10 protein-coding genes are annotated in these 13,154 nt (G+C 44.1%); 5 read left to right on the top strand and 5 right to left on the bottom strand.

All coding sequences use genetic code 11. The features are described 5' to 3' along the window. Positions 1-28: 28 nt before the first annotated feature. Positions 29-2,482, top strand: a complete 2,454-nt coding sequence (locus C7Y66_RS12920; protein WP_106545889.1) for a putative PEP-binding protein — start codon at positions 29-31, stop codon at positions 2,480-2,482. Positions 2,483-2,590: 108 nt separating this feature from the next. Here the strand turns inward: C7Y66_RS12920 and proS are convergent, their stop codons facing one another. Then, entirely contained in the window at positions 2,591-4,081 is a 1,491-nt protein-coding gene (proS, locus tag C7Y66_RS12915; RefSeq protein WP_106545888.1) for a proline--tRNA ligase, read from the bottom strand. 144 nt (positions 4,082-4,225) lie between these two features. On the opposite strand from proS, the gene C7Y66_RS12910 reads away from it, so the two are divergent. Both C7Y66_RS12910 and C7Y66_RS12905 read left to right on the top strand, forming a co-directional pair. Next, positions 4,226-4,960 (top strand): DNA-3-methyladenine glycosylase, encoded by a 735-nt coding sequence (locus C7Y66_RS12910; protein WP_106545887.1) that lies wholly within the window; start codon positions 4,226-4,228, stop codon positions 4,958-4,960. Then, positions 4,957-6,498: a cryptochrome/photolyase family protein gene (locus C7Y66_RS12905; RefSeq protein WP_106545886.1), complete on the top strand. Its 1,542-nt coding sequence runs from the start codon at positions 4,957-4,959 to the stop codon at positions 6,496-6,498. The genes C7Y66_RS12910 and C7Y66_RS12905 overlap by 4 nt, the downstream gene beginning before the upstream one ends. Here C7Y66_RS12905 and C7Y66_RS12900 read toward each other — a convergent pair. Further along, a complete protein-coding gene (locus tag C7Y66_RS12900) occupies positions 6,482-6,664 on the bottom strand; it encodes a type II toxin-antitoxin system HicB family antitoxin (RefSeq protein ID WP_106545885.1) in 183 nt (60 codons plus the stop codon). The genes C7Y66_RS12905 and C7Y66_RS12900 overlap by 17 nt on opposite strands. A 215-nt stretch (positions 6,665-6,879) precedes the next feature. Here C7Y66_RS12900 and C7Y66_RS12895 point away from each other — a divergent pair, with 215 nt between their 5' ends. Continuing rightward, a complete protein-coding gene (locus C7Y66_RS12895) occupies positions 6,880-7,269 on the top strand; it encodes a hypothetical protein (RefSeq protein ID WP_106545884.1) in 390 nt (129 codons plus the stop codon). A gap of 65 nt (positions 7,270-7,334) precedes the next feature. Here the strand turns inward: C7Y66_RS12895 and C7Y66_RS12890 are convergent, their stop codons facing one another. After that, positions 7,335-8,186: an alpha/beta fold hydrolase gene (locus C7Y66_RS12890; protein ID WP_015155165.1), complete on the bottom strand. Its 852-nt coding sequence runs from the start codon at positions 8,184-8,186 to the stop codon at positions 7,335-7,337. A gap of 97 nt (positions 8,187-8,283) precedes the next feature. On the opposite strand from C7Y66_RS12890, the gene C7Y66_RS12885 reads away from it, so the two are divergent. Then, on the top strand, positions 8,284-8,964 hold the full coding sequence (locus C7Y66_RS12885) for a queuosine precursor transporter (RefSeq protein ID WP_106545883.1): 681 nt from the start codon (positions 8,284-8,286) through the stop codon (positions 8,962-8,964). A gap of 152 nt (positions 8,965-9,116) precedes the next feature. On the opposite strand, the gene C7Y66_RS12880 is transcribed toward C7Y66_RS12885, so the two are convergent. Then, positions 9,117-10,706, bottom strand: coding sequence for a nucleoside hydrolase (locus tag C7Y66_RS12880; RefSeq protein WP_015155163.1), 1,590 nt, complete (start codon positions 10,704-10,706; stop codon positions 9,117-9,119). Between the two features lie 142 nt (positions 10,707-10,848). Beyond that, entirely contained in the window at positions 10,849-12,990 is a 2,142-nt protein-coding gene (locus C7Y66_RS12875) for a molybdopterin-dependent oxidoreductase (RefSeq protein ID WP_106545882.1), read from the bottom strand. Positions 12,991-13,154: the final 164 nt, after the last annotated feature.

The following is a 13,154-nucleotide window of genomic DNA, read 5'->3' as shown; positions in this document are numbered from 1 at the left end:
TTTACTGATAACTGACGAGAGAAAATTCTTGAACACACTCTACTTACTGGAGCAAATTTCAGCCGCAGAACGCCTACAGATAGGAGAAAAGGCATTCCATCTCGGTCGGATTGCGACAAACGGTTATCCAGTAGTACCTAGTTGTGTCGTTCCCGCTCAAACTCTGTGGAAATTTCTCGCGCAGTTAAATTCGTCCGATCCATTAATTGCCGATCTGCCAGAATCTTCATTGAGAATAAATGTTGATGATAGTCATCAACTCCAGAAAGTTGCCCAACGCCTACAGCAAGAAATTCTTGCCGCACCCTTACCAGAAGAGTACTGGCGATCGCTGCTAGAAGCGACGCAATCGTGGCAAGCATCGGCATTAATTTTTCGCCCTTCTTTAATTCTGAAAACTACGGCAATCCAAAGTCTCAATTTCTCTGGACTGCTAGAAGCTCAAATATGTTGTCCAGAACCGGAAGCGATCGCCCTGGCTTTGAAGCAAACTTGGAGCCAGTTATTTCGCGCTAGAAGTCTTTTGTATTGGCAGCGCCACAGGATTGAATGGCGAGACATTCATCTAGCAGTCTTGGTACAACCCCTACAAAATGCGATCGCCTCGGGAATTTTAACGTGTAACCCCTCTGAGATTGAGATTAGCGCTACTTGGGGTTTAGGGATAGCGATCGCCCGTGGGGAAGTTTCACCCGATCTCTACTTCGTTTCCACCGCAACGAATCAAGTGCGATCGCGGCAGTTGGGTAATAAAATATTGGCTTATGGAGTTGGCAATATTCCCTTCATTTCAGATTTAACTCTTTGTACGACTTCTCTTTTACCCTCATCTGTCACCCCTTGCTTGCAAACATACTTGTTGAGCGAAGCACAACAGCAGCAGTATGCTCTCAGCGATGAGTCTCTCCAACAACTGATTCAACTCACGCAACAACTAAAAACAGATTTGGGCGCAGCATTCTATTTAGAGTGGACGTTGGCTCAAACAGGGATCGACGCAGAACCGCAACTCTACCTGACCCACGCGAATACCTATAGAGTTCGGGAGCCAGCAGCCAACAGCCAACAGCCAAAAGAAGATTCGGAATTCCGAATACCTCCTCGCTTAAGCAAGCTACGGAATTCGGAATTTATCTCAGGAATCGCAGCAGCAAGGGGAGAGGTCATTGCTCCAGCATACGTGATCGCAAAAAGCGAACCGCGACCTGTCACTATACCAGCAGGATCGATTTTAGTCGCTCCAGCGATCGCCCCTGACTGGCTACCCCTATTGCAACAAGCAGCGGGAATCATCACCGAGCAAGGAGGATTGACTTCTCACAGCGCTATCCTTGCTAGAGAATTAGGTATTCCGGCTGTTGTGAGTGTTGCGCGCGCCACAGGATCGATCCGAACAGGAGAATTATTGGAATTGAATGGCGATCGCGGTGAAGTGTGGAGAAGAGGCGACGAGGGGGACAAGGGGGACAAGGGAGACAAGGGGGACAAGGGAGAAGTCAAAAGTCAAAATTCAAAAGTCAAAATTTCCCGACTCCCGACTCCCGACTCCCAACTCCCTACTATAGTCACTCAACTCATGCTCAATTTGAGTCAGCCGAGTTTAATTGCTCAGGTTAAGGATTTACCCGTCGATGGCGTGGGGTTGTTGCGATCGGAACTGATGATGCTGAACGTGTTAGAGGGACAGCACCCGAGAGTGTGGTTGCAACAAGGACGACAGGCTGAATTATTAGATTTATGGACAGCACAAATTAGTCAATTTGTCAATGCTTTTGCTCCCAGACCCGTATTCTATCGCTCTTTAGATTGGCGATCGCCAGAATTTCAATCTTTGAATCTGGATGGTGTGGATGCTGCTGCTGGTAACAGCCGTAATTCCATCCTGGGACAGCGCGGGACGTTGAGTTATCTCAAAGATCCGAAAGTTTTTGACTTGGAACTAGCTGCTTTAGCCGCTGTGCAGCAGTCCGGTCAAACAAATCTTCACCTCATGTTACCGTTTGTCCGCAGTGTCGAAGAGTTTAGTTTCTGCCGTCAGCGCGTCGAGCAAGCAGGACTAAATCAAGTTGCACAATTTCAACTGTGGATCGTGGCAGAAGTGCCTTCAGTGCTATTTCTACTACCCCAATACGTCAAAGCAGGAGTTCAAGGAGTTTCCATTGGCACGAACGACTTGACTCAATTGTTGCTGGGAGTAGACCGCGATCGCGGCGAGTTAGCGGCGAATCTCAACGAACGTCACCCAGTTGTCCTGCAAGCGATCGCCCAAATTATCCAAATGGCGCAGCAAGCTAATATTTCCTGCTCGATCTGCGGTCAGGCTCCCGTCCTATATCCAGAAATCATTGACTCCCTGATTCAATCGGGTATTACCTCTATTTCCGTCGAACCGAATGCCGTCGAACAGACTTATAAAGCGATCGCCCGTGCTGAGCAAAGATTGCTCCTGGCTGCTGCGCGGAAGATTGGAGCAGAGAAGTAGAGGAACAGAGGGGCAGAGGAGAAATATTACCATTCGCACCCTGCACCCTGCACGCTACATGCTTGCTTCACTGGTTACTGATAACTGGTCACTGGTCACTGGTCACTGCTAGTACGCTCTAGCAAAAATGACTCGCCGATCTGTTTGCCTACCCGTATAAAAACATTTCCCCGTACCTTGTTGTAGGTCGAAAGGAATGCAGCGTCCGGTTGCTTTAGTTTCTTCTTTGATTTTCTCTTCGTCGTCAGAATTACCATCAAAGTAAGCAACGTAAAAACCTGCTTTTTCCTCAATTTGTTGCTGAAATTCAGCGTAGGTTTCGACAAAGTGCAAATTCTGTTGCTGAAATTCTTGCGCCCGTTTAAATAAGCTAACTTGGATGTCCTCTAATAAAGTTTTAATTTGGGATTCCAAGTCACTTTGAGCCACACTAATTTTCTCACCAGTATCGCGACGAACTAACACGGCAGTACCATTTGCTAAGTCTCTCGGACCCATTTCTAAACGTAAAGGAATACCTTTTAATTCCCAATCGTTAAACTTGAACCCTGGACTTAAATTATCCCGCGTATCGACTTTAAATGAAAACGCTTTCGTTGCTTTGAACTGTTCTTGTAGTTCGGTAAATCGAGCTAATACTTGCTCTTTTTCCGCGTCCTTACGATAAATCGGCACGCCAATCACCTGTAAAGGAGCAATGCGCGGCGGACAAACAAAACCGCGATCGTCGGAGTGAACCATAATCAGAGTACCGATCATTCTGGTCGTGATACCCCAACTCGTCGCAAATGGATACTCTTGCGTCCCTTCAGCAGACAAATATTTCACGTCAAAGGCTTTAGAAAAAGTCGTGCCTAAATTGTGGCTAGTACCGACTTGAATGGCGCGTTTATCTTGCGTCATTGTTTCGATTGTATAAGTATGTACTGCCCCAGGAAACTTTTCATTTTCTGTCTTGCGTCCGGCAAATACTGGAATAGCTAAATACTGCTCGACAAAAGTTTTGTAAATTTCTAACATTTGCCTTGCTTCAGCTTCAGCTTCATCAGCAGTTGCATGAGCTGTATGTCCTTCTTGCCACAGAAATTCGGTTGTGCGTAAGAAAGGTCTGGTTCTCAATTCCCAGCGACAAATATTTGCCCATTGATTCAATAGAATCGGTAAATCTCGATAGCTTTGAATCCAATTACGATATGCTGACCAAATAATAGTTTCGCTAGTCGGTCTGACAACGAGTGGTTCGGATAGTTCAGCGTCGGGATCGACGGTAATTTCTCCCGATTCAGTCAGTTGTAGCCGATGGTGAGTCACAACAGCGCATTCTTTGGCAAAGCCAGAAACGTGTTCGGCTTCTTTAGAGAAGTAGCTGACGGGAATAAATACCGGAAAGTAAGCATTCGTGTGTCCGGTGTCTTTAAACATTCCGTCCAGGGTTTGCTGCATTTTCTCCCAAATCGCAAATCCTTCCGGTCGAATAATCATGCAACCGCGAATCCCAGAGTCTTCGGCTAGCTTAGCTCTGTCTACAATGTCTAGATACCAGCGGGAGTAGTCTTCATCGCGTCTGGTGATTTTGAGTGCATCAGCTTTCTCTGCCATTAACGTTCCCTTGTGCCTTGACGATCTCAGATTTAGTCTAAAGCATTAGCTGCCACTGTTAAGGATGTCATTTCGCTCAGATGCGCGATCGCAAAACCCTGGCAAGAAATACAATGTTAAGATGGCAAGCTCTGAGGGTCAAGAATGGATTATTCAGTTGCGATCGCGGCACTTACAAAATCCGACCCTATCCTTGCTACTCTAATTCAAAGAGTTGGTGCTTGTCGCCTCGATCGAGTCCAGCAAACGGGAGATTTATTTTTCTCCCTCTCCAAAGCCATTATCCATCAACAACTTTCAACTAAATCTGCAACTGCGATTCACCAGCGATTTTTGAAAATTTCTCCCGCACAACTTCCCTCCGCCTTAGATATCCTCAATACTCCAGATGAAGTTTTGCGGGGAGTGGGTATTTCTCGTCCTAAAATTATTTACTTGAAAGACTTGGCAGCCAAGGTGACAAATGGATTGCCTACCATCGCCGAGTTGGAATTATTAGACGACGAAACAATCGTTCAGACGCTTACCCAGGTTAAAGGAATTGGACGTTGGACGGTGCAGATGTTATTAATTTTTCGATTGCATCGCTGGGACGTGTTACCTATAGATGACTTAGGTATTCGAGCTGGCGTGCGCAAAGTCTACAATTTGGCAGAGCTACCCCACCGTAAAACTGTAGAACAATTGGGACAGCAGTGGAAACCTTATTGTACGATCGCATCCTGGTATCTTTGGCGTAGCCTGGAACAGTTATCAGCGAACAGTGACCAGTCAGGGGACAAGGAAGACAAGGGGGACAAGGAAGACAAGGGAGAAAAAAACAACAGTCAACTACCAATTAGCACTCCTCACTACCCACAAATGACAAATGACAAATGACAGATGACAAAATTATAGGTATTTGGGTTTTAGGCGATCAACTTTGGATGGGACAATCAGCACTACAAAGTTGTGCCGATAAAAAACAACAAACTCCAGTTATTTTTATTGAATCTTTGCGCCATGCTCAAGAATTACCCTACCACTTACAAAAATTGGTATTAGTATGGTCGGCGATGCGCCATTTTGCCGAGGAGTTAAAGCAAGCGGGATGGAATGTTACTTACAAGCAAGCCGAAGATTTTCAAACTCCTCTAATAGAGTGGATTCAACAAAATCAAATAGCAGAATTGCGAGTGATGACACCGAGCGATCGCCCTTTTGCTAAATTAATAGAAAGCTTAAATCTCCCTTGTCAAATTCAATTTACACCCAATAATCGTTTCATTTGGGGTGATGCAGAATTTATCCAGTGGGCAAGTTCTCGCAAGCGCCTGATTATGGAAGATTTCTATCGAGAAGGTAGAAAGCGGTTTGATATTCTTATGGTAGGCGATTTACCCGCAGGCGGACGTTGGAATTTTGACAAAGACAACCGCCAGCCACCTAAAGGTAAACTAAAATTACCGGAAGCTTTATGGTTTGAATGCGATCGCATTACTCAAGATGTGATTGATTTTGTCATACAGTCACCTGCATTTAAAGATAGTCAAAAGTACTGGCAAATCCAACCTTTTCGCTGGGGAGTTACCCGTCAACAAGCATTACAAGTTCTTGACTTTTTCATTCAAACTCGCTTGTCTAATTTTGGACCCTACCAAGATGCAATGGTAACGGGAGAACAGACAATGTGGCACGCGATGCTGTCTCCTTACCTCAATCTGGGGTTAATTCATCCTTTAGAAGTCGTGCAAGCCGCAGAAAAAGCATATTACGAAAATCAGGGTGAGTGGGAACTCAATAGTATCGAGGGATTTATTCGTCAAATTTTGGGTTGGCGCGAATATATGCACGGGATTTATATCTATATGGGTGAAGATTATCCCACAAAAAATTGGTTTAATCACGCTCAACCCTTACCTGAGTTTTATTGGACTGGAAATACGCAAATGAATTGTTTGTACCAGATTCTCAAGCAGGTAAAAGAAATTGGCTATGCTCACCACATTCAGCGGTTGATGATCTTAAATAACTTTGCCTTAATTGCAGGGATTTCACCGCAAGAATTAGAAGATTGGTTTCACGCCGCATTTATTGATGCTTATGATTGGGTAATGCAAACAAATGTCATTGGCATGGGACAGTTTGCTGATGGGGGAATGATGGCATCGAAGCCTTATGCAGCGTCGGCAAATTATGTCAATAAAATGAGCGATTATTGTAAGAATTGTTATTATAACCCTCGCGATCGCACGGGTGAAAAAGCTTGTCCTTTCAACTTCTTCTACTGGGATTTTCTCGCCCGTCATTACGATAGTTTAAAAAACAATCACCGTATGAGTCAAATGTTGCGAAACTTAGAAAGAATGTCAGGGGAAGAATTAGAGAAGATTCGCGATCGGGCTTCAGAGTGGCATAAAATTAATTCGTTGACGTAGTAGAATGACTTTCATTGGCAACCTCAAGCCAACCTTCAATAGCCTCCTTTAAATTAGCCATTACTTCTTCCATTGTTTCTCCTTCAGTAATGCAACCTGAGAGTGCTGGAACCTCTGCCCAATAGCCTCCCTCTTCTGCTGGGTGAATTATTGCTTTAATTTTCATACTTTTCGTGTCGATATCTTGCCAGAGAATATGATAGCAATCCAATCTGCTATCTCTCAATCGCGCTCCCTCCCTTCTACCAAAAGTGAATTCCCTACCACTACTTCTATCGAGCTAGTTATACTACTGACATTATTTGCATTTTACTTTGTCGATCTGTGAGTTAATAGTAAGCTTTTGGGAAAACTAATATTAGAGTTTCACTTTTCAGTTCGATGAAAAACTTAATCAAACTAGTATTCTTGGGTAGTTTTGCCTTCCTCGCACTTAGAGCTTTTGGTAATCCTTTATTAGCTTTGAGCAATTCTTTTGGTAATCAGGATCAGTACCAAGTTAAGTGGGAAGGTTCTAATGGAGCAGAGCTGTATGGAGGTTATGTGATTATGGATATGAATAATCATAATACACCTATGAGAGCTGAAAGCGTTAAAGCAAAACTGCCTCACACAGTCAATTTTTCCGCTCCTAAAAATGCAATAGTTTCAGCAACTGGAAACACAATTGGCAGCAGTTCAGTGATAGTAAGGATTTATAAAAATGGTTTGGAGTGTGGCAAAGAAGCAATTGTTGGTTCTGGTGCATTACCAAATAAAGTTTGTCAGTAACTGCGTAGAATAGTGTTAAGTAGGGTGAGCATTGCTCACCTTATAATTAAGCAGAAAGCTTGACATTAATTTTTATACTCACTAGCCAAAAACTCCAATACCAAATTATTAAACTTCTCTGGATATTCTAAATGAGGATGATGCCCGCAGCGATCGAAAATGTGGAGATGAGCGTTAGGTATAGTTTTAGCTGCAATATGCGCGTGAGCTACTGGTATAATTCTGTCTTGTTTGCCCCAAATTACTAAAGTTGGTACGGTAATGGTAGCAAGTTGACTGAGAATTGGACGAAACACTTGCGATCGCACTCCTAACAAGTGAAAATTCGTCTTAACCATCGCCATCAGTGCGGGTTTTCTTCCAGGTAAAGCAAAGATGGGATATCGCAGTTCCACCCACTCAGAAGGAATGCTTTGCGGGTTGAAAAAATTATTTTTTAACATCGGCGCTAGCAGGCGGCGTGACGGACGCAGTAACCTAATCAGCAAGGGTAAAGTTGTTAGGCGGATACCTAAAGCGATTTCCTTACCAAATCCCATGCTATCTACCAACACCAACTTATTCACCCGTTGGGGAAATAGCAAAGCCAGTTGTAAAGCCGCACCACCACCCATAGAATTGCCTATTAAAGTCGCAGATTCAATCCCAAGGGTATCCATAAAATCTTTGATAAACTGAGCCTGGTATGTGAGTGAATAGGAAGCTTGAGGCTTATCCGAACGTCCAGAACCCACCATATCGAGTGCGTAGACGCAGTGAGATTTTGCTAGAGTACCAATGTTATACAACCAAAACTCTACCGAACCTTGACCCCCATGTAACAAAATAACGGGATTTCCACTTCCCATCATCCAATAACGAGTATTAATAGAATCAACTTTAACGTATCGATCTACTGGTACTTGCGTCTGATTCATAATTCAAAAGTCAAAAGTCAAAAGTTAGAAGTCAAAACTGAGGAGACAGGATTCATAATGATTCCCCGACTCCCCACTCCCTACTCCCTAATTCTAAATGTCTAAATCTTACAAACATCTAGACGCGATCGCGACTTTATTTGTGACTGTTTTACTAATCTCAAATATTACCTCAAATAAAATCGTTAGCTTAGGATGGTTTACCTTTGATGGCGGAACGCTAATTTTTCCACTCAGTTATATTTTTGGCGATATCTTAACTGAAGTATACGGATACTCTCGTTCTAGAAAGGTTATTTGGTTGGGGTTTTTCTGTGCTTTTTTAATGGCTGTAACTTTTAGTCTTGTTGGCGCGTTACCTCCAGCAGCAGATTGGAAATATCAAGAGGCGTATCATCAAATTTTAGGCTCTACTCCGAGAATTGTCGCTGCAAGTTTAATAGCTTACTGGGTAGGAGAGTTTTCTAATTCTTTTATTTTAGCAAAATTGAAGATCTTAACTCGCGGTAAGTGGCTGTGGACTCGCACGATTGGCTCAACTTTAGTAGGGCAAGTTTTGGATACGACAATATTTATTTTGATTGCTTTTTTTGGAATTGTTCCCAATAGTGTAATATGGGCGCTGATTGTATCTAATTATTTATTTAAATGTGGAATTGAGATTTTATTTACACCTATGACTTATATGGTTACTAATTGGTTAAAGCGTCAAGAGCAAGAAGATTACTACGATACCAATACGAATTTTAATCCGTTTCGTTTTTCCAAAACAAGTTAGTGTAAGAATATCTGGAGTTCCGCGCTTGAAGTTTTAGATCTCGATCCCCCCTGGTTCCCTCCTTGAGAAGGGGGGAACGAAGCCCCCTAGAAAAGAGTTTTAGGGAATCGAGTTCGTAACTTCTAAGAGTAAAAAGTTAGAATAATTTACGATCAATTGCTAGTACAAACCAAACCAAAGACAAAATCTTGAATCGTCGTCTTAAAATCAGGATCGCCAGCAGCAGGCTTCACCGACAAACTCAACCTTACGGGATTTTTGACTCTTCCCAAAGCAAAAAGATTGCCAATATCTCGCCGAAAAAGTTCTGCCTCTGGTAATTGTCCCGTTACCGTACTCGGATCTCCATTCGTCAATGTTGTTATTTCTAAATCGGCGAAATCTTCAAAATTTAGAAAATCATTCCATAGACTAGCTACAGTTAAAGTATCCCAGAAAAATAGTGTATCAAAAACGAACACGCCAGGGGCAGGTGAATTAGCAAATTGAACATTTTTGATATATTGTGCGGGGGCAGTATTACACTGAGAAGGATTATCTTGAATGCGTTGGGCAAACCCTTGCAAGCGGGCGAAATTTGTAGCATTTAACGGGACGACATCCGCCGGAATTCCTGAATTGAGAACTTTATCTACCGCAGGCGCATCAATCCAAAAATTGACTTCGGCATTATTCAGGGAATTGAAAGCTTTTTTGTGTTCTCCAGTTTGAATATTCTCAAAATTCGTTCCTGGAAATGGTAAATGGTGCGAACCAAAAACATGTTCTCCATCTTGATAGTAAATGTTACCTTCCGTCCAAACTGGAAATGGTTCGTTTAAACGGTAGTTACCATTAACATCAAAATTATCGGCTTTATTTTCATCCAAAACACCACCCATGTGAATAGTAGAAATAACAGAACTCAAATCGGCAAGTTTGATTTTCTTAGGACAGCCGTACTTGCGAGGATTTTTTTCTATGTAAGAATAGGCTCTTGCTAAGTTAGTTACGGGTCCAACAGTAGCGATTGTCAGTGGATCGTCTTTTTTGTATGCTTCACAGATAGAAGTTGCTAAATAATTAGCCGCTTTCTTTTTCGGATCGATCAGATCTACTTCTCGTAGTTGAAATTGCTCTAAAGCTGCTTGAGCTTGCGGCAGAATATACCTTAAAGTTTCATCGCGAAACGTTCGATTAAACTCGTTCCAGCAGACAAAATCGCGGGGAGACGACACGAATTCTTGATGGAATAGACAAGGTTCTAAAGCTGGTTTACCTGCAAATGGCAACTGTACCCGTACTGGAGTAAATTCAGTTCCAGGGACGGGTTGACCAAAATCGTCAGCCTCGTTCGGTACGTCAATAGTTGTCGCACTTTCATCACAACCAGAATATATTTTTGCATCGCGATATTGAGCGATCGCTAAAACTTTTTGTGTCAGTCCGTCAATCGATCCTGCTTCAGGACTAAAATCGCCTAGCAGCTCTCGTTTTAATTCTGGATAACCTTCAGAATTATTACAATAAGATTCTCCGTGTGCCATCGTGGTGATTCCAATCAGTTTGACTGGCGGAGATTTCTGTTGCGAAGCAAGGGCTAGAGTTAAGATGGCATAATAATCTTCAAACGCGCCATCGTGATCGAAAATGACTCGAATTGGACGATCGCTAGCTATGGCAGAATTTGGCAAGCAAAAAGTAGCGGCAATAGCTGCGATCGCTAATCCAGAAACGAGTTTTTTCAGTTGACAATTTAACATAATTCACTTGTCTGCAAATGGAGACAAGTTAGCACGAGCAAAGATTGTTCTTGGTATCGAATTTTACTCCTACTATTGCGATCGGACTACGCCATAGAAGATCCCCCCAACCCCCCTTACAAAGGGGGGCTTTTGCGCGTTATTAGAGTGCCATGACCTCAACTAAAGCATCGCCAACAGCGGCGGCGTGACCCATATCTGCAAACGCAGACGAGGTAGCAGCATTGATGGTATTATTGGCAAGGCTGAGTTTACGCCAATATCCCAAAGGTGCGATCGCCACCCCAGAGCGAGTCATATCGCTGACAATTGCAGGGACTTGGAAAGAACCGCGATCGTTAAATACCTTCACCACTTGACCGTCAGCTATACCCCGCTTCGCTGCATCGTCGGGATGAATAATTACTCGCGGTTCGCCTTGAAGTTTGGCGTGCTTGGGTAAATTGGCAAAACAGGAATTGATGAATTGGTGTGGTTTCGCCGAGAGGAGATTCAACGGATACCGCTTTGCGAGTTCGGGGTTGCTTGCTGCTGATTCCCGTTGTGGCGTGTAGGTAGGTAGAGGATCGATTGGTTCTCCTGGTTGATATTCCTCATATCCCTGACGAAATGCTGGCAAGACGAAGTTACTATCTACTTTTGCGGTAGCCAGAAACTCGCATTTCCCTGACGGTGTGGGAAAATTACCCTCAGCATGGGGAACGAGATCGACTTTCAACTTGCCATACCCTTGCTGTTGCAGCGACTCCATACTCATATCCTGCATGACCGGAGCTGACCAGTCGAGGACTTCCATCGCCAGTTGTTCGTCAGTCAATTTGAAGCATTCTTCCTCAAAACCCATCCGCGCCGCCAAACGGCGGAATAATTCGGTATTGGGGACGGCTTCACCCAAAGGTGCGATCGCGGGTTGGTTTAATGTTACATAGGTATGACCCCAAGAAAACATCAAATCTAAATTTTCAACTTGAGTCGTTGCAGGCAGGAGAATATCAGCGTAGTCGGCAGTATCAGTCATAAAATGTTCGCTGACTACTGTAAATAAATCTTCCCGCGCCAAACCAGCGACAATCTTGTCTTGCTCTGCCGATTGCGTCACGGGGTTGCAGTTGTAAACAAATAGCGCCTTAATTGGGGGTTCGAGACTCAGTTCACCCGTTAGCGCCGCACCTAACTGCCACAAGTTAATTAATCGCGTCCCAGGCTGAATAAATTCAGGGCGATGCACGACTTCCCAACGGATGGGGAAGGGCCACATCGGAGCTTGCAGCAATCCGCCGCCCAAATGTCGCCACGCACCGACTAGGGCAGGCAAACAGCAAATAGCTCGGACACCCTGACCACCACCTGTTTGTTTTTCTAGCGCCACTCCCAAGCGGATTACTGATGGCTGGCTAGATGCATATTCCCTTGCTAGTGTCAAGATATCTGACACGGGGACACCCGTTATTTGGGCAACTTTCTCTGGTGGATACTGGGCAACTCGTTCTTTCAGTTCTGCGTAGCCGAGAGTATACTTTTCTACATACTCGGCATCGATCAGATTTGCGCTAATAATAACGTGCATCATTCCCAAAGCCAACGCCCCATCCGTACCTGGACGCAAGGGGATATGCCAGTCAGACTGATTTGCAGTACGAGTTCGCACGGGGTCAATTGAGACTAATTTCGCCCCGTTTTTACGTGCCTCTTGGATAAATGACCATAAATGCACGTTAGTGCTGAGAGCGTTACAGCCCCAAAGAATAATGTATTTAGAGTGCTTGAATGTATCGGGGTCAGTACCGTGAGTTAGTCCGCAAGTCATCATGTAAGCGGTACTGGTGCAGGAAGCGCAGAAGGTACGTTCGCTAATAGTTGCACCCAAGCGATTGAAGAAAGCATCACCCACAGTTAAGCCATTCAGCAAACCTTCATGTCCGAGATAGCTACAGGGCATAATTGCCTCAGCCCCATATTCGTCAATAATTTGCCCAAAGCGGCTGGCAATCTCATCTAAAGCATCATCCCAAGAAATACGCTCGAACTGTTTGCTACCCTTCGCACCCACGCGCCGCATCGGATAGAGAATGCGATCGCTACTGTAAACTCGATCTAGATAATCGCTCACTTTGCCGCAGAGCGTACCACGGGTAAAGGGATGGTCTGGGTTTCCTTCTACCTTAGTAGCGCGACCGTTTTCAACTGTCACCAACATCGCGCAAGTATCGGGGCAGTCGTGGGGACAAGCACCAAATACGACTGATTTTTCCTTGGCTGACTTCTCACTGGCAGTACTGACCATAGATCTATCTCTGCTAGAGCGAATGTTTAATATCTAAAGATCGAAGCAGTAATTGTGTCGTACTATTTGTAAGCAAATTTACAGTTACAATACTTCGGACAGTTTTTGGCGCTTGGCAGTAGACAGAAAAGCCATCGAACCGATAGAGTGCCTTTTAGAACAAA

Origin of the sequence: Chroococcidiopsis sp. CCALA 051, from assembly GCF_003015105.1 — a bacterium.
GTDB classification, from domain to species: Bacteria; Cyanobacteriota; Cyanobacteriia; order Cyanobacteriales; family Chroococcidiopsidaceae; genus Chroococcidiopsis; species Chroococcidiopsis thermalis.
This window is presented reverse-complemented; position numbering and strand designations above follow the sequence as displayed.